Origin of the sequence: Pseudomonas sp. PDM14 (genome assembly GCF_014851905.1) — a bacterium.
In the GTDB taxonomy this organism is placed as follows: domain Bacteria; phylum Pseudomonadota; class Gammaproteobacteria; order Pseudomonadales; family Pseudomonadaceae; genus Aquipseudomonas.
The window spans coordinates 218,639-238,618 of the sequence record NZ_JACVAQ010000002.1 but is presented as its reverse complement, the minus strand read 5'-3'; the positions used below and the strand labels follow the sequence as shown (position 1 = coordinate 238,618).

The window sequence follows — 19,980 nt, the reverse complement described above, 5'->3', positions numbered from 1 at the left end:
CGGCAGTTGCCGCCCGTCGCATCCAGCACTAGCCTTTCCCTTGAGTGACGCCGGGCCCCTCTGGCGGTGAGCAATCACCGTGATGTCGGAGTCACTGTCTTTATCGACAGTCCGGAGGAGCCATGCACGAATTGCTCGAATTTCTCACGTCCCCCCTGCTCGGCACCGCCACCTGGCTGTGGCTGAGTTTCCTTGCCGTGGTCGTCGCCCTGCTGGTGTTCGACCTCGGCGTACTGCACCGCGACCAGCATGAAATCGGCATGCGCGAGAGCCTGCTGCTGTACAGCGGCTACTTCAGCGTCGGCCTGTTGTTCGGCGTGTGGGTCTGGTTCGAACTGGGCGCGCAGAGCGCACTGGAGTTCTACACCGGCTTCCTGGTCGAGCAGTCGCTGTCGATGGACAACGTGTTTGTCATGGCGATGATCTTCGGTTTCTTTTCCATCCCCCGGCGCTACCAGCACCGCGTGCTGTTCTGGGGCATCATCGGGGTGATCGTGCTGCGCGCGATCATGATCGGCCTGGGCACGGCCCTGGTGCAGCAGTTCGACTGGATCCTCTACGTGTTCGGCGCCTTCCTCCTGCTCACCGGGGTGAAGATGATGTTCAGCAGCCCGGACGCCCATACAGACCTGGCGCAGAACCGCGTGCTGTTGTTTTTGCGACGGCACATCCGCATGACCGACGAGCTGCATGGCGGCCAGTTCTTCGTGCGCAAGGAGTCGTCGTCGGGCAAGGTGCTGCTGTATGCCACGCCGTTGTTCCTGGCGCTGGTGCTGATCGAGCTGGCCGATCTGGTGTTCGCCGTGGACAGCGTGCCGGCGGTGTTCTCCATCACCCAGGACCCGTTCATCGTCTACACCTCGAACATCTTCGCCATCCTCGGCCTGCGTTCGCTGTACTTCGCCCTGGCGGCGATGATGCACCGCTTCGTCTACCTCAAGTACGCCCTGGCCCTGGTGCTGATCTTCATCGGCGGCAAGATTTTCCTGCATGGTTTCATCGGCAAGATTCCCGCGCTGCTTTCCCTTGGCGTAACCTTCGGCCTGCTGGTGGGCGGTGTGTTGCTGTCGTTGTTGAAAACGCGCAACGAGCCCACGCAGGACCCAGGGCAACAGCCATGATTCGGGATGCAGGCGATGCAGGATGTACAGATAGAGACGCGCGAGCGTGAGGGCCGGCTGGAGTGGCTGGTACGTATCGGCCGCCGCGCGCTGAGCTTCCGTGAGGAACTGGCCGCCCGAACCTTCGCCGCGCAACTGCATACGCGCCTGAGCTGGTTGCGTGAGCAAGCCACGCAGGACGAGAACGTCGACAACCTTCAGTAGCGGACCGGCGCGCTCTACGGGAAGCGTCCGCAAGACTGTACCGCCCCGTTCAAGCAGAAACGACAAGGCCCGCATCAGCGGGCCTTGTCTTTACAGCGCGCCAGACTCAGCGGCTGGCTTTCATCGCGTCACGTGGTACGTACTTGCCGATCTCGAACTTGCCGATCGCCATGCGGTGCACTTCGTCCGGGCCGTCGGCCAGGCGCAGGGTGCGCTGCATCGCCCAGAAGTAGGCCAGCGGGGTGTCGTTGGAAACACCGGCGCCGCCGTGGATCTGGATGGCGCGGTCGATGACGTTGAGCGCGACGTTCGGGGCGACCACCTTGATCTGCGCGATCTCGCTCTGCGCCACCTTGTTGCCCACGGTGTCCATCATGTACGCGGCGTTGAGGGTCAGCAGGCGCGCCTGGTTGATCTCGATGCGCGAGTTGGCGATGTGGTCGATGTTGCCGCCCAGACGGGCCAGCGGCTTGCCGAACGCGGTACGGCTGGCGGCACGCTTGCACATCAGTTCCAGGGCGCGCTCGGCCATGCCGATGGAGCGCATGCAGTGGTGGATACGGCCTGGGCCGAGGCGACCCTGGGCGATCTCGAAACCGCGGCCCTCACCCAGCAGCACGTTTTCGTAAGGTACGCGCACGTTCTCGAACAGCACTTCGGCGTGGCCGTGCGGCGCATCGTCGTAACCGAACACTGGCAGCGGACGCAGAATGGTCACGCCGGGGGCGTCGGTCGGCACCAGAATCATCGAGTGCTGCTGGTGACGCGGCGCATCCGGGTTGGTCAGGCCCATGAAGATCATGATCTTGCAGCGCGGGTCGCAGGCGCCGGAGGTCCACCACTTGCGGCCGTTGATCACCCACTCGTCACCGTCACGCACGGCGTTGGCCTGCATGTTGGTGGCGTCGCTTGATGCCACGCCCGGCTCGGTCATGGCGAAGGCGGAGCGGATTTCACCGCTGAGCAGCGGCTCCAGCCATTGCTTCTTCTGCGCTTCGCTGGCGTAGCGCACCAGGGTCTCCATGTTGCCGGTGTCCGGTGCGGAGCAGTTGAACGGCTCGGAGCCCATCAGCGAGCGGCCCATGATTTCGGCCAGCGGCGCGTATTCCATGTTGGTCAGGCCGGCGCCGTACTCGGATTCCGGCAGGAACAGGTTCCACAGGCCTTCGGCTTTGGCCTTGTTCTTCAGCTCTTCCATGATCGCGGTCGGCTGCCAGCGATCGCCTTCGTTGACCTGCTGCTCGAACACCGCTTCGGCCGGATAGACATGGGTATCCATGAATGCGGTAACGCGTTCACGCAGTTCCTGGACTTTGGGGGAGTAGGCGAAATCCATGGGCAGCTACCTTTTGACAGCACGTGGAGAGGATGTGGTTCGAAACTGAAAATGATGCTAGAACAGCGACCTGGATTTATCTAACCTATTTTCGTAGCTTATTAACATTCATCACCGATATATAATCGGCGTGACCAATCGTCACAGACGAGAGCCCCGCATGAATCTGAGCAAGGTTGACCTCAATCTCTTCATCGTCTTCGATGCGATCTACACCGAAGCCAACCTGACCCGCGCCGGGCAGATCGTCGGCATTACCCAGCCTGCGGTATCCAACGCCCTCTCGCGCCTGCGTGAAACCTTCAACGACCCGCTCTTCGTGCGCACCGCTCAAGGCATGGTGCCGACGCCCATGGCGCAGAACATCATCGGCCCGGTGCGCAACGCCTTGCAGCTGCTGCGCGTGTCGGTGCAGGAAAGCCGCAGCTTCAACCCGCTGCAGGCGAACAAGACCTACCGCATCAGCATGACCGACCTTACCGAGACGGTGATCCTGCCGCCGCTGTTCCAGCGTCTGCGGCGCATGGCGCCGGCGGTGCAGATCGAGAGCTTTCTCTCCAAACGCCGCGAGACCACCAAGGAGCTGGCCGCCGGGCGCCTGGACTTCGCCGTCGACGCGCCGCTCAACACCGACCCGCAGGTGCGCCACGTCAAGCTGATGGAAGACCGCTATGTCTGCGCCATGCGCACCGGTCACCCGTTGGCCAAGGACAAGATCAGCCTCGACGAATACCTCGGCCTGACCCACATCCAGATCTCCAGCCGCCGCAGTGGCCTCGGCTACGTCGACCTGTCGCTCGGCAAGATGGGCCTGCAACGCAAGGTGGCGCTGCGTTCGCAGCATTACCTGATGGCCTCCACCGTGCTGCAGAACACCGACATGGCGATGACCGTGCCCGAGCGCTTCGCCCGCCGCCACGGTCTGCATTTCGTGCAACTGCCGGTGAACGATGTGCCTTCTCTGGAAACCCATCTGTACTGGCACGAAAGCACCGACCAGGACCCCGCCAACCGCTGGATGCGCGAGCAGATCATCGAAATCTGCCAGCAGGTCAGCGCCCAGGAGAAGAAGGCCGAACAGGCCTCCTGATCAACCGGCGGGCTTGCGTAGTACCACCAAGCCCGCGCGCACCCTACGGGAGCCATCGACGCTTAGGTCGCGGATATCTACGACCAAGGGCTAGAGACTAAGGGATGGTTGCGACGCGCGTCGTCGCAACGGCAGACTGAGCCGCGACGTAGAGCGGCTGGCCAGGTCCAAGCGCTCGGGCAACCCATCCAGAACAAGAGAGCCGAGATGCACAAGACGCGACTGTCCACCTGCCTGGCCGCGCTGTTTGCGCCCCTGGCGAGCACGGCCGATACGCTCGATCTCGATCCCCAGGTCATCACCGGCAGCCGCTACGAAACCAGCGGTTTCAGCCTGCCGTTTTCCGTCGATCACATCAGTGCCGAACAGGCCACCGCAGGCAAGCCCGGTGTCAGCCTGGCCGAAGCATTGGCCCGGGTGCCCGGACTGGTGGTGCAGGATCGCAACAACTACGCCCAGGATTTACAGGTTTCCTCCCGTGGCTTCGGCGCCCGTGCCGCCTTCGGCATACGCGGCATCAAGCTGCTGGCCGACGGCACCCCCGCCTCCAGCCCCGATGGCCAGGGCCAGGCCGGCACCTTCGACCTCGACACCCTCGACCATATCGAAGTGCTGCGCGGCCCCTTCGCCACTACCTACGGCAGCAATGCCGGCGGCGTGATCCAGGTGTTTTCCCGCGATGGCGAAGGCGCGCCGAAGGTCAGTGCGAAAACCTCGCAAGGCGCCTGGGGCTCCCGGCGCAATCAGATCGGCGCCGAGGGCGGCAACGACAAGGCCGGCTTCATCGTCAACCAGTCGCACTTCGAGACCGATGGCTACCGCGACCACAGCAGCGCCACCATCGACAAGACCTTCGCCAAGCTAACGCTCTACCCCGACGATGTCAGCAAGCTGGCGCTGACTTTCAGCGACCTCAACCAGAACGGCACCGACGATCCGCAAGGGCTGAGCTGGGGCGCCTACAAGCAGGACCGCGACGCCGCTGCAGCCAGCGCCCTGCAGTACGACACGCGCAAGACCATCGACCACCGCCAGCTCGGTCTGAACTACGAGCGCCATATCGGCAGAGGCACCTGGCAGGCGACGCTGTATGGCGGCGAGCGCCGGGTCATCCAGTACCAGTCGATTCCCACGGGGCCGCAGGCCAACCCGCGTCATTCGGGCGGCGTGATCGACTTCGAGCGCACGTTCTACGGCGGCAGCAGTCGCTGGATCCAGCCGTTCGAACTGGGCGCCAGCTTGCTGACCCTGACCGCGGGCCTCGACTACGACTTTTCCAGCGACGACCGCCAGGGCTACGAGAACTTCGTCGGCACCACCCTGGGCGTCAAAGGCAACCTTCGCCGCGATGAGCGCGATGACGTCACCAGCCTGGCGCCCTACGTGCAGCTGGGCTGGCAACTGGACAAGCTGCAGCTGCAGGCCGGCCTGCGCTACAACGAGGTGGAGTTTGACGTCGACGACAAGTACCTGGCCAACGGTGACGATGGCGGTCGCGTCACCTACCGCGAAGCCACGCCCAGCCTCGGCGCCAGCTACGCACTGACGCCGCAGGTCAATGTCTACGCCAGCTGGGGAAAGGGCCTGGAGACACCGACCCTGAACGAGCTGTCGTATTCCGGCCCTGGCGGCAGCTTCGGCTTCAGCCTCGACCCGGCCAGCAGCGAGCAGCTCGAAGTCGGCCTGAAGAGCCACCTGGGTGAACGCAGCCGGCTGAACCTGGCGCTGTTCCGCATCACCACCGAAGACGAACTGGTGGTGGCCAGCGCGCTGGGTGGCCGCACCAGCTACCAGAATGCCGCCGAGACCCTGCGCCAGGGCCTGGAGCTGTCGTTCGACAGCCAGCTCAGCGAGACCGTGCAGGCGCACCTGGCCTACACCCGCATCAGTGCCACCTACAGCAAGGGCTTCACCGCCGGCGGCAACCGGATCGAATCCGGCCGACACATTCCCGGCGTGCCCGCCAACACGCTCTACGGCGAGTTGAACTGGACACCGGTCGAGGGCTTCAGCACCGGCGTCGAAGGCATTTACCGCAGTAAGCTCTACGTGGAAGACAGCAACACCGCCAAGGCGGCGCCGGCTTACGCCCTGTTCAACTGGCAGGCGCGCTTCGAGCAGAAGCTCGACGCCCTGACCCTCAGCCAGACCTTGCGCATCGACAACCTGCTGGACCGCGACTACATCGGCTCGGTGATCGTCGGCGACGGCAACGGTCGCTACTACGAACCCGGCCCGGAGCGTGCCTGGTACGTCGGGGCAGGCCTGGAATACACCTTCAACTGATACATTACCTGATAGCCATATCTAGCTGTTTTATATAAATATGCAATCCAAGAAAGCGCGCTCCCAGGAGCGCGCTTTTGCGTTGGGCGTTGACCGCATGGCTTTTCATCTTTACGTTAACGTAAAGGTAAACAAGCGAGTGCTTTCCCGTATGGCGACTTACAGCATTTCCGACCTGGCCCGCGAGCTGGACATCACCACCCGCGCCATCCGCTTCTACGAGGAGCAAGGCATGCTCGTTCCCGAGCGCCGCGGCCAGGAGCGCATCTACGCGGCGAAGGACAAGGTCACGCTCAAGCTGATCCTGCGCGGCAAGCGCATCGGCTTCTCCCTGGCCGAGTGCAAGGAACTGATCGAGCTGTACGACCCTGCCAGCGGCAACCGCAAGCAGCTGGAAACCTTCATGGACAAGATCACCGAACGCCGCGCCCAGCTCGAACAGCAATTGCTGGACATCCAGCAGATGCAGTTGGAGCTCGATACTGCCGAGGAGCGCTGCCAGGCCGCGCTAGCTGAAACCATTACGAATCAAAGCGTTACTTCCTGAACCTAATTCAAATAATTACAGGTGGAACCATGAGCTACCCGTCTCTGAACTTCGCCCTCGGCGAAACCATCGACATGCTCCGCGAACAGACCCAGGCCTTCGTCGCCAGCGAACTGGCGCCGCGTGCCGCCGCAGTCGACAGCGACAACCAGTTCCCCATGGACCTGTGGCGCAAGTTCGGCGACATGGGCCTGCTCGGCATCACCGTGGAAGAGGAATACGGCGGTTCGGGCCTTGGCTACCTGGCCCATGTGATCGCCATGGAAGAGATCAGCCGGGGCTCGGCTTCGGTCGCCCTCTCCTACGGTGCTCACTCCAACCTGTGCGTCAACCAGATCAAGCGCAACGGCACGGCTGAACAGAAGGCCCGCTACCTGCCAAAGCTGGTTAGCGGCGAGCACATCGGCGCCCTGGCCATGAGCGAGCCCAACGCCGGCTCCGACGTCGTCAGCATGAAGCTGCGCGCCGACAAGCGTGGCGATCGCTACGTGCTCAACGGCAGCAAGACCTGGATCACCAACGGCCCGGATGCCAACACCTACGTGATCTACGCCAAGACCGACCTGGACAAGGGCCCGCACGGCATCAGCGCGTTCATCGTCGAGCGCGACTGGAAGGGATTTTCCCGTGGCAGCAAGTTCGACAAGCTCGGCATGCGTGGCTCCAACACCTGCGAACTGTTCTTCGATGACGTCGAAGTGCCGGAAGAAAACGTCCTCGGCCAGCTCAATGGCGGCGTGCGCGTGCTGATGAGCGGCCTCGACTACGAACGTGTGGTGCTCTCCGGCGGCCCGACCGGGATCATGCAGGCCTGCATGGACGTGATCGTGCCGTACATCCACGACCGCAAGCAGTTCGGTCAGAGCATCGGCGAATTCCAGCTGATCCAGGGCAAGGTCGCCGACATGTACACCCAGCTCAATGCCAGCCGCGCCTACCTCTACGCCGTGGCCCAGGCCTGCGACCGCGGCGAGACCACGCGCAAGGACGCCGCCGGGGTGATTCTCTACACCGCCGAGCGCGCCACGCAGATGGCCCTGGACGCGATCCAGATCCTCGGTGGCAACGGCTACATCAACGAATTCCCCACCGGCCGCCTGCTGCGCGACGCCAAGCTCTACGAGATCGGCGCCGGCACCAGCGAGATCCGCCGCATGCTGATTGGGCGTGAGTTGTTCAACGAGACCAAGTAAGGCGTGATTGATGGTTCCCACGCTCGCGCGTGGGAAGAGTCGGACGCTCTGCGTCCGGGCAGATGACGCGGAGCATCCAAGGCTCCACTCCCACGCAGAGCGTGGGAGCGATCAGAACACAATGGAGCGCGCCAGATGGCCACCCTGCACACCCAGATCAACCCACGTTCGCCGGAGTTCGCCGCCAATAGCGCCGCACTGCTCGGCCAGGTCAACGAGCTGCGCGCCCTGCTCGCCCGCGTCCACGAAGGCGGCGGTGCCAGGGCGCAGGAGCGGCATACCTCGCGCGGCAAGCTGCTGCCACGCGAACGGATCAATCAGCTGCTCGACCTCGGCTCGCCGTTTCTCGAGATCGGCCAGCTGGCCGCCCATGAGGTCTACGGCGAAGACGTGCCGGCCGCGGGCGTGGTCGCCGGCATCGGCCGCGTCGAGGGCGTGGAGTGCATGATCGTCGCCAACGACGCCACGGTGAAAGGCGGTAGCTACTACCCGCTGACCGTGAAGAAGCACCTGCGCGCGCAGACCATCGCCCAGCAGAACCGCCTGCCGTGCATCTACCTGGTCGACTCCGGCGGCGCCAACCTGCCGCGCCAGGACGAGGTGTTCCCGGACCGCGAGCACTTCGGGCGGATCTTCTTCAACCAAGCCAACATGAGCGCCATGGGCATCCCGCAGATCGCCGTGGTCATGGGCTCGTGCACCGCCGGCGGCGCCTACGTGCCGGCGATGGCTGACGAGGCCATCATGGTGCGCAATCAGGCGACCATCTTCCTCGCCGGCCCGCCGCTGGTGAAGGCCGCCACCGGCGAAGTGGTCAGCGCTGAGGAGCTGGGCGGCGCCGATGTGCACTGCAAGACCTCCGGCGTCGCCGATCACTACGCCGAGAACGACGAACACGCCCTGGCTCTGGCCCGGCGCTGCATCGCCAACCTCAACTGGCGCAAGCAGGGCGAGATCAACAGCCGTGCGCCGATCGCCCCGCGCTACGCCGCCGAGGAGCTGTACGGGGTGATCCCGGCGGACGCCAAGCAGCCGTTCGATGTGCGCGAAGTGATCGCCCGTCTGGTCGACGATTCGGCCTTCGACGAGTTCAAGGCGCTGTTCGGCGCCACCCTGGTCTGCGGTTTCGCCCACCTGCACGGTTACCCGGTGGCGATCCTGGCAAACAACGGCATTCTCTTCGCCGAGTCGGCGCAGAAAGGCGCGCACTTCATCGAGCTGGCCTGCCAGCGCGGCATCCCGCTGCTGTTTCTGCAGAACATCACCGGCTTCATGGTCGGGCAAAAATACGAGGCCGGCGGCATCGCCAAGCACGGCGCCAAGCTGGTCAACGCCGTGGCCTGCGCCAAGGTTCCGAAGTTCACCGTGATCATCGGCGGCAGCTTCGGTGCCGGTAACTACGGCATGTGCGGCCGCGCCTACGACCCGCGCTTCCTGTGGATGTGGCCCAACGCGCGGATCGGCGTGATGGGCGCCGAGCAGGCCGCCGGCGTGCTGGTACAGGTCAAGCGCGAGCAGAGCGAACGCAGCGGCCAGGCGTTTTCCAGCGAAGAAGAGGCGCAGATCAAGCAGCCGATCCTCGAACAGTACGAACGTCAGGGCCACCCCTACTACTCCAGCGCCCGGCTGTGGGACGACGGTGTCATCGACCCGGCGCAAACCCGCGACGTGCTCGGCCTGGCGCTGTCCGCCAGCCTCAACGCGCCTATCGAGCCGAGCACCTTCGGCGTATTCCGCATGTAACGCCCCTCTCCTGAGGGAGAGGGAGCAAAAGCACAAAGCCTGGAGCCGCCATGACCGACTTCACCACCGTACAGCTCGAAACCGATCCGCGCGGTTTCGCCACCCTGTGGCTGAATCGCCCGCAGAAGAACAACGCCTTCAATGCCGAGATGATCCGCGAGCTGATCCTCGCCCTCGGCGCCGTGCAGGCCGACAAGAGCCTGCGCTTTCTCGTCCTGCGCGGCCGCGGCCGGCACTTTTGCGCCGGTGCTGACCTGGCCTGGATGCAGCACTCGGCGACTCTCGACTACAACGCCAACCTGGCCGACTCGCGCGAGCTGGCCGAGCTGATGTACAGCCTGCAGGCCTTGCCGATCCCGACCCTGGCCGTGGTTCAGGGCGCCGCATTCGGCGGTGCCGTGGGCCTGGTCAGCTGCTGCGACATGGCCATCGGCGCGCTCGATGCGCAGTTCAGCCTGTCCGAGGTGCGCATCGGCCTGGCGCCCGCGGTGATCAGCCCCTTCGTCGTGCAGGCCATCGGCGAACGTGCCGCCCGCCGCTACGCGCTCACCGCCGAGCGCTTCGACGGCCAGCGCGCCCGCGAACTGGGCCTGCTCGCCGAGCGCTACCCGGCGGATGAACTGGAAGCCCACCTGGATGAGTGGGTCGCCAACCTGCTGCTGAACAGCCCGCAGGCCATGCAGGTGAGCAAGGAGTTGCTGCGCGAGGTCGCCAGTGGCGTGCTCAGCCCGCCGCTGCGGCGCTTTACCGAGAATGCCATCGCCCGGATTCGCGTCAGCGCCGAGGGCCAGGAAGGCCTCAATGCCTTCCTCGAGAAACGCACGCCGGCCTGGCAGGAGCAGCAAGCATGACCGCGCAGAACGGAATGAGCCCCTCGGCGCAGCGCATCACCACGCTGCTGGTGGCCAACCGCGGCGAGATCGCCTGCCGGGTGATGCGCACGGCCAAAGCCATGGGCCTGAATACCGTCGCCGTGCACAGCGCTATCGACCGTGACGCGCGGCATGTGTGCGAAGCGGACGTGGCCGTCGATCTCGGTGGCGCCAAACCGGCGGACAGCTACCTGCTGATCGACAAGCTCATTGCCGCCGCTCAGGCCAGCGGCGCCCAGGCGATCCACCCGGGCTACGGCTTCCTGTCCGAGAACGCCGGTTTCGCCCGCGCCATCGAAGCCGCCGGCCTGGTGTTCCTCGGCCCGCCGGCCAGCGCCATCGACGCCATGGGCAGCAAGTCGGCCGCCAAGGCGCTGATGGAAGCCGCCGGGGTACCCCTGGTGCCCGGTTACCACGGCGAAGCGCAGGACGTGCAGACCTTCCGCGAGGCCGCCGCGCAGATCGGCTACCCGGTGCTGCTCAAGGCCGCCGCCGGTGGTGGCGGCAAGGGCATGAAAGTGGTCGAGCGCGAAGCCGATCTCGCCGAAGCGCTGCAGTCCGCCCAGCGTGAGGCGCAGTCGGCCTTTGGCGACTCGCGCATGCTGGTCGAGAAGTACGTGCTCAAGCCACGCCATGTGGAGATCCAGGTGTTCGCCGACCAGCACGGCAACTGCCTGTACCTCAACGAGCGTGACTGCTCAATCCAGCGCCGCCACCAGAAGGTAGTCGAGGAAGCACCGGCGCCAGGGCTGTCCGCCGAGCTGCGCCGCGCCATGGGCGAGGCCGCGGTCAAGGCCGCGCAGGCCATCGGCTATGTGGGGGCCGGCACCGTGGAGTTTCTGCTCGATGCGCGCGGGCAGTTCTTCTTCATGGAAATGAACACCCGCCTGCAGGTCGAGCACCCGGTCACCGAAGCCATCACCGGCCTCGACCTGGTGGCCTGGCAGATTCGCGTGGCCCGTGGCGAGGCGCTGCCGATCAGCCAGGATCAGGTGCCGCTGCTCGGCCACGCCATCGAAGTGCGGCTGTATGCCGAGGACCCGGACGGCGACTTTCTCCCCGCCGCCGGCACCCTCGCCCTGTACCGCGAGCCGGCTGCGGGGCCGGGACGGCGCGTCGACAGCGGGGTCAGCGAAGGTGACGAGGTGTCGCCGTTCTACGACCCGATGCTCGGCAAGCTGATCGCCTGGGGCGACAACCGCGAGGAAGCCCGCCTGCGCCTGCTGGCCATGCTCGATGAAACCGCGGTCGGTGGATTGAAGACCAATCTGGCCTTCCTGCGCCGCATCCTCGCCCACCCGGCCTTTGCCGCGGCGGAGCTGGACACCGGCTTCATCCCGCGCCACCAGGCCGAGTTGCTGCCCGCACCTGGCGAGTTGCCGGACGCCTTCTGGCAGGCCGCCGCCGATGCCTTCGTGCAGAGTGAAGCGCCCGCTGTGCGCAGCGATGACCCGCACTCGCCCTGGAGCGAGCGCAGCGGCTGGCGCGCTGGCCTGGTTTCGGAAACCACACTGCACCTGGCATGCGGGAGCGAGCAGCGTCGTGTACAGCCAAGTGGAACCGCGCAGCTGATTGGCGAAACACTTGTCTGTAGGAGCCAGCTTGCTGGCGATCAGGCTGTTGCCGAATCCACCATCGCCAGCAAGCTGGCTCCTACAAAAGCTTTCCGCCTGCAGGCGTTTCGCCGTGACGAAACCCTGTACCTGCAGTGGAACGGTGAACTGCACGCCCTCACCCGCGTCGACCCTATAGCCGCGGCGCAGGCCAGCCACACCACGCACGGAGGGCTGACGGCGCCCATGAACGGCAGTATCGTGCGCATCCTGGTGGAGGCCGGTCAGGCAGTCGAAGCCGGCACCGCGCTGGTGGTGCTGGAGGCGATGAAGATGGAGCACAGCATCCGCGCGCCCCATGCCGGAACGGTCAAGGCGCTGTATTGCGCCGAGGGCGAGCTGGTCGCCGAGGGCACCTCGCTGGTGGAGTTGGAGGGGGCCTGATAGAGCACGGCCCCGTAGGGTGGACAAGGCCATAAGTCCGTAGGATGGGTAGAGCAGCGCGAAACCCATCAGGCCGTGGCGCCGATAATGTTGAGAGATGACGCGATGACGATTCCCAAGAAAGTCCGCCTGGTCGAAGTCGGCCCCCGTGACGGCCTGCAGAACGAGAAACAACCGATCAGCGTCGCCGACAAAGTGCGCCTGGTCGATGACCTCAGCGCCGCCGGCCTCGGTTATATCGAGGTGGGTAGCTTCGTCTCGCCCAAGTGGGTGCCGCAGATGGCCGGCAGCGCCGAGGTGTTCGCGCAGATCCAGCGCCAGGCCGGCGTGGTCTACGGCGCGCTGACGCCGAACATGAAAGGTTTCGAGGCCGCCGTCGAAGCCGGGGTCAGGGAAGTCGCAGTGTTCGCCGCCGCCAGCGAAGCCTTCTCGCAGAAGAACATCAACTGCTCGATCAGCGAGAGCCTGGCGCGCTTCGTGCCGATCATGGACGCCGCCCGTGCCCACGGCATCAGCGTGCGCGGCTACGTCTCCTGCGTGCTCGGCTGCCCGTACGAAGGCGCCGTGGCGCCGGAACGCGTGGCCAGCGTGGCCGGTGAGCTGTTCGCCATGGGCTGCTACGAGGTCTCGCTGGGCGACACCATCGGCACCGGCACTGCCGGCGCTACCCGCCGCCTGTTCGAGCTGGCCGCCGCCCAGGTCCCGCGCGACAAACTCGGCGGGCATTTCCACGACACCTACGGCCAGGCCCTGGCCAATGTCTACGCCAGCCTGCAGGAAGGCATCAGCGTGTTCGACAGCTCGGTCGCCGGCCTCGGCGGCTGCCCGTACGCCAAGGGCGCCACCGGCAACGTCGCCAGCGAAGACGTGCTCTACCTGCTCGAAGGCCTGGGCATTCATACCGGTATCGACATGGACCGCCTGATCGACGCCGGCCAGCGCATCTGCGAGGTGCTCGGCAAGGCCAATGGCTCACGGGTGGCCCGCGCGCGCCTGGCCAGCCGCTGACCCTTTAGGGGCCAGCTTGCTGGCGATCGACTCGGTGCAGGATGCTGGCTCCTACAACGACGCTGCAGCCTGCCAGCGGGTAAATCGGCAACAAGGAGACACGCATGAGCTTGCACGGCAAAACCGCGCTGGTCACCGGTTCTACCAGTGGTATCGGACTGGGTATCGCCCTGGCGCTGGCCGAAGCCGGCGCCAACCTGATGCTTAACGGCTTCGGCGACAGCGAGGCGGCTCTGGCGGCCGTGCGCGCCCTCGGTGGTAACGTTGCCTACCACCCGGCGGACATGAGCAAGCCGACGGAGGTCGAGGCTCTGATTCACGCCACCGAGGCCGAGTTCGGCAGCCTCGACATCCTGGTCAACAACGCCGGCATCCAGCATGTCGCCGCGGTCGAGGAGTTCCCCGTCGAGCGCTGGGACACGATCATCGCCATCAACCTCAGCTCGGCCTTCCACACCATGCGCCTGGCGCTGCCGGGCATGCGCGCACGCAACTGGGGACGGATCATCAACATCGCCTCGGCCCACGGCCTGGCCGCATCGGCCGGCAAGAGCGCCTACGTGGCGGCCAAGCACGGGCTGATCGGCCTGACCAAGAGCGTGGCGCTGGAAACCGCCACCACCGGCGTCACCTGCAACGCCATCTGCCCCGGCTGGGTGCTCACGCCGCTGGTGCAGCAGCAGATCGACGCCCGCGCCGCGGCCGATGGCGACATTGCCCGTGCCCGTCACGAGCTGCTGGCGGAAAAGCAGCCGTCACTGGATTTCGTCACCCCGCGTCAGCTCGGCGAGCTGGCGGTTTTTCTTTGCAGCGACGCCGCCGTGCAGGTCCGCGGCGCGGCCTGGAACATGGATGGCGGCTGGCTCGCGCAGTAGCGAGCAACGCCACGAACCCATCGGCTGATGGCCGCCCAAACAACCGCCGGTGGGTGTGAAGAACGACATCCAGCCAACGCACACGAATCAGGACAACCGGAATCCGTTATGTCGCAAGCCCTCTGGACACCCTCTGCCGACCGAATCGCCGCCACGCGGATGGATGCCTTCCGCCGTTACGTCAACCAGCGCCATGCCCTGCAACTGGCCGACTACCCGGCGCTGCACGCCTGGAGCGTGGCCCGCCGCGAAGCCTTCTGGCAGGCCATCGTCGACTTCTTCGAGATCCGCTTCAGCGCCCAGCCCGAAGCGGTACTGCGCGAAGGCGCGGCCATGCCCAGCGCGCAGTGGTTTCCCGGTGCCACGCTGAACTTCGCCGAACACCTGCTGCGTCGTCGTGACGACCACCCTGCCCTGGTCGCCATCGCCGAGGACGGCTCGCGTGAGCAGCTCAGCTACGCCGAACTGGCCGCCCATGTCGCCGGCCTGCAACGCAGCCTGCGGGACGCGGGCGTGGGTGTCGGCGACCGAGTGGCCGCCTTCATGCCCAACACCTGGCAGACCCTGGTCGGCATGCTCGCCACCGCCAGCCTCGGCGCCACCTGGTCGAGCTGCTCGCCGGACTTCGGCACCCAGGGCGTGATCGACCGATTCGGCCAGATCGAGCCGACCGTGCTGATCGCCTGTGCTGGCTACCGCTACGCCGGCAAGAACCTCGACCTGACCGCCAAGCTCAACGAGATCCTCGGCCATCTGCCGACCTTGAAGCAGCTGGTGGTGGTGCCCTATTCGCGCACCGAGGCGCAACCGACTGATTACACGTCGGTTGCTCGAACCACGCTCTGGCAGGACTTCTATCAGCCGGGCGGCGAACCGCAGTTCACCGCCGTACCCTTCGCGCACCCGCTGTACATCCTCTACTCCAGCGGCACCACCGGTGTGCCCAAGTGCATCGTCCACGGTGTCGGCGGTACGCTGCTACAGCACGTCAAGGAACTCGGCCTGAACAGCGACCTGCACGCCGACGACACGCTGTTCTACTACACCACCTGCGGCTGGATGATGTGGAACTGGCTGGTCTCGGGCCTGGCCCTGGGCGCCACCCTGGTGCTGTTCGACGGCTCGCCGTTCCATCCGGGGGCCGAGCGCCTGATCGACCTGATCGATGCCGAGAACATCAGCATCTTCGGCACCAGCGCCAAGTTCATCGCCGCCCTGGAAAAGGCCGGCGCCAACCCGCGCGAGACGCACAAGCTGGACCGCCTGAAGGCCATTCTCTCGACCGGCTCGCCGCTGGCGCACGAGAGCTTCGACTACGTCTACCGCGACATCAAAAACGATGTCTGCCTGTCGTCGATTTCCGGCGGCACCGACATCGTGTCCTGTTTTGCCCTGGGCAACCCGGTGCTGCCGGTGCGTCGCGGCGAGCTGCAGTGCAAGGGCCTGGGCATGGACGTGCAGGTGTGGGACGACACCGGCAAGGCGGTGGTCGGCGAGAAAGGCGAGCTGGTTTGCGCACAGCATTTCACCTCGATGCCGGTCGGCTTCTGGAACGACGCCGATGGCGAGAAGTTCCACAGTGCCTACTTCGACACCTTCCCCGGCATCTGGGCCCACGGCGACTACGCCGAGGAAACCGAACACGGCGGCCTGATCATCCACGGCCGCTCGGATGCGGTGCTCAACCCCGGCGGCGTGCGCATCGGTACCGCCGAGATCTACCGCCAGGTGGAAAAGGTCGAGGAAGTGCTGGAGTCCATCGCCATCGGCCAGGAATGGGACGGCGATGTGCGCGTGGTGCTGTTCGTGCGCCTGCGCGACGGCGTGCTGCTCGACGAGGCGCTGCAAGCCCGCATCCGCCAGGTTATCCGTGCCAATACCACGCCGCGTCACGTGCCGGCGAAGGTCATCGCCGTCGCCGACATTCCGCGCACCATCAGCGGCAAGATCGTCGAACTGGCAGTGCGCAACGTGGTGCACGGCAAGCCGGTGAAGAACACCGACGCCCTGGCCAACCCGCAGGCGCTGGAGCTGTATCGCGACCTGGCAGCGCTGCAGGACTGAACGCTTACTGCTGACGGCTGATCGGCGCCGTGTCACGCGCGCTTCCTGCGGGGCACGCGTCGACCACGTAGCGGGCGTTGGTTCGCCGGGAGAAGGCGTAGGAGAAATGGACGCCGAAGAAGGCGCTGTAGCAGCGCGACAGATGCGCGGCGTCGGTGAAGCCGGATGCCTTGATCGCCGCGGCAACCGGAACACCCGCCAGCGTCAGCTCGACGAAGTCGATCAGCCGGTACCACAGGCGATGCCGACGCAGCGGCGCACCGACATGCAGGCTGAACAGGCGGATCAGCCCGGATTCGGACAAGCCCACCTCTGCCGCCAGCTGCTTGACCGAAATGTTCAGCGAGGCGGTATGGCGCAGCCGGTCGACGACATGGGCAACCCGGCTATCGCCGCTGGCCATCGCGCTGCCGGCGCACTGCTGAAGGAGACTCTCCATGCGCTGCTGGGCTTCGGCAAAGCCAGGTGCGTCATCACGCAGGCGAATAAGGCTGTCCGCCAGCTGACGTTCGCCCGGCAGGTTGAAATAGACCCCGTCGCTGACCGACTCCATCTTCCTCTTCAACAGCAGGAAATCGGCTTTTGCCGCATCCAGGTAGCAGGCGGCCAATACCGCGCCCTGGTTGTCGATGCTGATCCTGCTGCCAGCCGGAATCAGCAGGCTCTTCGCGCTGTTCCACAGCTGCGCACTGCTCGCGCGGAACTTCACCGTGCCGTCGAGGCAAACCAGCAATGAGGCGGCAGCCGAGTGCAGATCGCGGATGCGCAACTGCGTACGCCCCAGGTACAGGTAGCGCTTGTTGGAGACGTAGACCAGGGCCGGAAGACCGTCGTCTTCGGCGATAACTGTCTTCATATAATTATTATTGTTTGATTGGCGCAGTCTTATGACTCGATAACACGCCGAGTCCGTCGCACCTGCGTGTTCACGTGATTAATCCAGACAATACAGCCGGATTGGCATGCCTGCGAAACCGGCCTGTAAAAACAGAACTAAGTATGAGCAGCGCAAACTGGAGGATTAACTTCACTACTCATACCAATGAAGCACTCCCTCAGTAACAGGAAAACAACGCCGTTACTGCGCGAATTTTATTAGGCGATAACAAACAAGCAGATAAGTACAGCGTTCGGGTTCAACTCATACTTTCGGGGCCGCAACGGCTGTGTTCTGCGCGCTACGGCTTCCAGGCCTTGCGCCTGTTGCTGCTGAGGCGTTTGGTAACTGCCCATGGGCATGTGGTGTCACCCTCGTTTTATTGGCTATCGCGACATGCTGACAAGCCGCGCACGCTCTGTGCGTTGTTGTATGAACTGAGAGTGATTGCAGATTGTTGCACCTTTCCCCTCGTTGTTATTTTCACTCGCCAGCCCGTCGCACGTTATAGCCGGACTGACCCCACCATCATTCTCGCGATAAAAATAACAACGAGGTAAGTGACATGACCCACAAGGCTTTACTGGCAAAGGCCGCATTGTTCTGCGCCACCTTGCTGCTTAGCGCGTATGCGTTTTCTGCCACGGGCCCTTCCAGCCCCTGCACCAACTGCACCCGCGGGCCAAACCCCACCGTTGCTGCGTTGAAGAGCAACTCCGGGCCGTTCAGCACCGCCAAGTTCTCCGTGTCCGGCTACCTCAAGGGCTTTGGCGACAGCACCGTGTATTACCCGACCAACACCACCGGGAAGATGGGCGCGATTGCGGTGATTCCCGGCTATCTGTCCTATGAGAGCAGCATCGAGTGGTGGGGCCCGCGCCTGGCGTCCCACGGTTTCGTGGTCATCACCATGAACACCAACACCATCTATGATCAGCCTGACAGCCGCGCCACCCAGCTGAGCAAGGCGCTCGACTATGTGATCGCCCAGAGCAACTCCAGCTCCAGCCCGATTGCCGGCAAGGTCGACAGCACCCGCCTGGGCGCTATCGGCTGGTCGATGGGCGGTGGGGGTTCGCTGAAGCTGTCCACGCAGCGCTCGCTCAACGCCATCATCCCACAGGCGCCGTACTACGCCGGGAGCAACAGCTTCAACACGATCAAGACGCCGACACTGATCCTCGCCTGCGGCGTGGACGCCGTAGCCCCCGTAGCCGCGCATGCATCGCCGTTCTACAACAAGATCCCCAACACCACGCCCAAGGCGTTTCTGGAGATCTACGGCGGCTCGCACTTCTGCGCCAACTCCGGCTACCCCAACCAGGACCTGCTAGGCATGTACGGGATTTCCTGGATGAAGCGCTTCATCGACTTCGACAAGCGCTACAGCCAGTTCCTCTGCGGCCCGAACCATCAGGCCGACCTGGCCATCTCCGAATACCGGCAGAACTGCAACTACTGAGGCCTGAATGCACAGAGGGCGAATCCACCGATTCGCCCTCTTCGTTCTAACGTACTCAGATGCCGTGGCGCCCCGGGTCTTCCGGTGGCGGCGCTTCGGTTTCGATCTCCTCCAGTTTCAGCTCCATGCTCCAGCTGGCCGGTTCAGGCGCTGCAGCGGCGACAGGCGCCGGGCTCGGCGCTGCGGCCGCCGTCGGTTGCGGCGTGCTCGGCGTATCGCGGTAGAGCTTGAGCTTGAGACGCACGTTGTTCGCCGAGTCGGCGTTCTTCACCGCTTCCTCTTCGTCGATGGAGCCATCGTTGACCAGGTCGATCAACGCCTGATCGAAGGTCTGCATGCCGAGGTTCTTCGACTTCTCCATGATCTCCTTGATCTCGGAAAACTCGTTGCGCTTGATCAGGTCACGGATGGTCGGCGTGCCCAGCAGCACCTCCACCGCGGCGCGGCGCTTGCCGTCGACGGTCTTGACCAGGCGTTGGGACACGAACGCCTTGAGGTTGTTGCCCAGGTCGTTGAGCAGCTGCGGACGACGCTCTTCCGGGAAGAAGTTGATGATGCGGTCCAGCGCCTGATTGGCGTTGTTGGCGTGCAGGGTAGAAATCGCCAAGTGGCCGGTATCGGCGAAGGCCAGAGCGTGCTCCATGGTCTCGCGGTCGCGGATCTCGCCGATCAGGATCACGTCCGGCGCCTGGCGCAGGGTGTTCTTCAACGCGGCGTGGAAGCTACGAGTGTCCACGCCGACTTCGCGCTGGTTGATGATCGACTTCTTGTGCCGGTGCACGTACTCCACCGGATCCTCGATGGTGATGATGTGCCCGCCGCTGTTGCGGTTGCGGTAGTCGATAAGCGCCGCCAGCGAGGTCGACTTGCCCGAGCCGGTACCGCCGACGAACAGCACCAGGCCGCGCTTCTCCATCACGGTCTTGAGCAGCACCTCGGGCAGCTTGAGGTCCTCGAACTTGGGGATTTCCATCTTGATGTTGCGCGCAACGATGGACACCTCGTTGCGCTGCTTGAAGATGTTGATGCGGAAACGGCCGATGTTGGGCAGCGAGATCGCCAGGTTCATCTCCAGTTCGCGCTCGAAGTCGGCACGTTGCTCGGCATCCATCACGCTGGCGGCGATGGCGGCCACGTCACCCGGTTTCAATGGTTCGGCGCTGAGCGGCTTGAGGACGCCGTTGAACTTGGCGCAGGGCGGTGCCCCGGTGGAGAGATACAGGTCGGAGCCATCCTGGCTGGCCAGGATTTTCAGCATGGCGGAGAGGTCCATGAGCAACGCTTCCATCACAAGGGAGTTAATAA

Annotated in this window: 16 protein-coding genes; 13 read left to right on the top strand and 3 right to left on the bottom strand. The window is 64.6% G+C overall.

Going from position 1 to position 19,980, the window contains the following annotated elements; all coding sequences use genetic code 11:
• Window positions 1–122: 122 nt before the first annotated feature.
• Window positions 123–1,121, top strand: coding sequence for a TerC family protein (locus tag IB229_RS13805; protein ID WP_192329870.1), 999 nt, complete (start codon window positions 123–125; stop codon window positions 1,119–1,121).
• A gap of 15 nt (window positions 1,122–1,136) precedes the next feature.
• Window positions 1,137–1,325: a hypothetical protein gene (locus IB229_RS13800; RefSeq protein ID WP_192329868.1), complete on the top strand. Its 189-nt coding sequence runs from the start codon at window positions 1,137–1,139 to the stop codon at window positions 1,323–1,325.
• A gap of 106 nt (window positions 1,326–1,431) precedes the next feature.
• Here IB229_RS13800 and IB229_RS13795 read toward each other — a convergent pair whose 3' ends face one another.
• Window positions 1,432–2,661 (bottom strand): acyl-CoA dehydrogenase, encoded by a 1,230-nt coding sequence (locus IB229_RS13795; protein ID WP_192329866.1) that lies wholly within the window; start codon window positions 2,659–2,661, stop codon window positions 1,432–1,434.
• Between the two features lie 160 nt (window positions 2,662–2,821).
• On the opposite strand from IB229_RS13795, the gene IB229_RS13790 reads away from it, so the two are divergent.
• The 10 genes from IB229_RS13790 (at window position 2,822) to IB229_RS13745 (ending at window position 16,336) form a co-directional block, all read left to right on the top strand.
• Complete coding sequence (locus IB229_RS13790; RefSeq protein WP_192329864.1) at window positions 2,822–3,751, top strand: LysR family transcriptional regulator; 930 nt, start codon at window positions 2,822–2,824, stop codon at window positions 3,749–3,751.
• Between the two features lie 207 nt (window positions 3,752–3,958).
• Entirely contained in the window at window positions 3,959–6,037 is a 2,079-nt protein-coding gene (locus IB229_RS13785) for a TonB-dependent receptor family protein (RefSeq protein WP_192329862.1), read from the top strand.
• Window positions 6,038–6,188: 151 nt separating this feature from the next.
• The gene (locus IB229_RS13780; protein ID WP_192329860.1) at window positions 6,189–6,584 is read left to right on the top strand and encodes a MerR family transcriptional regulator; all 396 of its coding nucleotides are present in this window, start codon (window positions 6,189–6,191) and stop codon (window positions 6,582–6,584) included.
• A gap of 29 nt (window positions 6,585–6,613) precedes the next feature.
• Window positions 6,614–7,777 (top strand): isovaleryl-CoA dehydrogenase, encoded by a 1,164-nt coding sequence (locus tag IB229_RS13775; protein WP_192329858.1) that lies wholly within the window; start codon window positions 6,614–6,616, stop codon window positions 7,775–7,777.
• Window positions 7,778–7,912: 135 nt separating this feature from the next.
• Window positions 7,913–9,520, top strand: a complete 1,608-nt coding sequence (locus IB229_RS13770; protein ID WP_192329856.1) for a carboxyl transferase domain-containing protein — start codon at window positions 7,913–7,915, stop codon at window positions 9,518–9,520.
• A 50-nt stretch (window positions 9,521–9,570) separates the two neighbouring features.
• Window positions 9,571–10,371 (top strand): gamma-carboxygeranoyl-CoA hydratase, encoded by an 801-nt coding sequence (locus tag IB229_RS13765; RefSeq protein ID WP_192329854.1) that lies wholly within the window; start codon window positions 9,571–9,573, stop codon window positions 10,369–10,371.
• Between the two features lie 14 nt (window positions 10,372–10,385).
• Window positions 10,386–12,389 (top strand): acetyl/propionyl/methylcrotonyl-CoA carboxylase subunit alpha, encoded by a 2,004-nt coding sequence (locus IB229_RS13760; RefSeq protein ID WP_192331579.1) that lies wholly within the window; start codon window positions 10,386–10,388, stop codon window positions 12,387–12,389.
• 105 nt (window positions 12,390–12,494) lie between these two features.
• Window positions 12,495–13,397, top strand: coding sequence for a hydroxymethylglutaryl-CoA lyase (locus IB229_RS13755; protein WP_192331578.1), 903 nt, complete (start codon window positions 12,495–12,497; stop codon window positions 13,395–13,397).
• Between the two features lie 104 nt (window positions 13,398–13,501).
• Entirely contained in the window at window positions 13,502–14,272 is a 771-nt protein-coding gene (locus IB229_RS13750; RefSeq protein ID WP_192329852.1) for a 3-hydroxybutyrate dehydrogenase, read from the top strand.
• A gap of 108 nt (window positions 14,273–14,380) precedes the next feature.
• Window positions 14,381–16,336, top strand: a complete 1,956-nt coding sequence (locus tag IB229_RS13745; protein WP_192329850.1) for an acetoacetate--CoA ligase — start codon at window positions 14,381–14,383, stop codon at window positions 16,334–16,336.
• Between the two features lie 4 nt (window positions 16,337–16,340).
• On the opposite strand, the gene IB229_RS13740 is transcribed toward IB229_RS13745, so the two are convergent.
• Window positions 16,341–17,192, bottom strand: coding sequence for a helix-turn-helix domain-containing protein (locus IB229_RS13740; RefSeq protein ID WP_192329848.1), 852 nt, complete (start codon window positions 17,190–17,192; stop codon window positions 16,341–16,343).
• A 586-nt stretch (window positions 17,193–17,778) separates the two neighbouring features.
• Here IB229_RS13740 and IB229_RS13735 point away from each other — a divergent pair.
• Window positions 17,779–18,675: an alpha/beta hydrolase family protein gene (locus tag IB229_RS13735; protein WP_192329846.1), complete on the top strand. Its 897-nt coding sequence runs from the start codon at window positions 17,779–17,781 to the stop codon at window positions 18,673–18,675.
• Window positions 18,676–18,730: 55 nt separating this feature from the next.
• Here IB229_RS13735 and IB229_RS13730 read toward each other — a convergent pair whose 3' ends face one another.
• Window positions 18,731–19,948: a PilT/PilU family type 4a pilus ATPase gene (locus IB229_RS13730; protein WP_192329844.1), complete on the bottom strand. Its 1,218-nt coding sequence runs from the start codon at window positions 19,946–19,948 to the stop codon at window positions 18,731–18,733.
• Window positions 19,949–19,980 lie beyond the last annotated feature (32 nt).

Bases quoted from the DNA above. Each gene is read 5' to 3' on its own strand.
- IB229_RS13750 (WP_192329852.1), top strand. From the start codon at position 13,502: ATGAGCTTGCACGGCAAAACCGCGCTGGTCACCGGTTCTACCAGTGGT.
- IB229_RS13735 (WP_192329846.1), top strand. From the start codon at position 17,779: ATGACCCACAAGGCTTTACTGGCAAAGGCCGCATTGTTCTGCGCCACC.
- IB229_RS13765 (WP_192329854.1), top strand. From the start codon at position 9,571: ATGACCGACTTCACCACCGTACAGCTCGAAACCGATCCGCGCGGTTTC.
- IB229_RS13745 (WP_192329850.1), top strand. From the start codon at position 14,381: ATGTCGCAAGCCCTCTGGACACCCTCTGCCGACCGAATCGCCGCCACG.
- IB229_RS13805 (WP_192329870.1), top strand. From the start codon at position 123: ATGCACGAATTGCTCGAATTTCTCACGTCCCCCCTGCTCGGCACCGCC.
- IB229_RS13795 (WP_192329866.1), bottom strand. From the start codon at position 2,661: ATGGATTTCGCCTACTCCCCCAAAGTCCAGGAACTGCGTGAACGCGTT.
- IB229_RS13760 (WP_192331579.1), top strand. From the start codon at position 10,386: ATGAGCCCCTCGGCGCAGCGCATCACCACGCTGCTGGTGGCCAACCGC.
- IB229_RS13785 (WP_192329862.1), top strand. From the start codon at position 3,959: ATGCACAAGACGCGACTGTCCACCTGCCTGGCCGCGCTGTTTGCGCCC.
- IB229_RS13775 (WP_192329858.1), top strand. From the start codon at position 6,614: ATGAGCTACCCGTCTCTGAACTTCGCCCTCGGCGAAACCATCGACATG.
- IB229_RS13740 (WP_192329848.1), bottom strand. From the start codon at position 17,192: ATGAAGACAGTTATCGCCGAAGACGACGGTCTTCCGGCCCTGGTCTAC.
- IB229_RS13800 (WP_192329868.1), top strand. From the start codon at position 1,137: ATGCAGGATGTACAGATAGAGACGCGCGAGCGTGAGGGCCGGCTGGAG.
- IB229_RS13755 (WP_192331578.1), top strand. From the start codon at position 12,495: ATGACGATTCCCAAGAAAGTCCGCCTGGTCGAAGTCGGCCCCCGTGAC.
- IB229_RS13790 (WP_192329864.1), top strand. From the start codon at position 2,822: ATGAATCTGAGCAAGGTTGACCTCAATCTCTTCATCGTCTTCGATGCG.
- IB229_RS13730 (WP_192329844.1), bottom strand. From the start codon at position 19,948: ATGGACCTCTCCGCCATGCTGAAAATCCTGGCCAGCCAGGATGGCTCC.
- IB229_RS13770 (WP_192329856.1), top strand. From the start codon at position 7,913: ATGGCCACCCTGCACACCCAGATCAACCCACGTTCGCCGGAGTTCGCC.
- IB229_RS13780 (WP_192329860.1), top strand. From the start codon at position 6,189: ATGGCGACTTACAGCATTTCCGACCTGGCCCGCGAGCTGGACATCACC.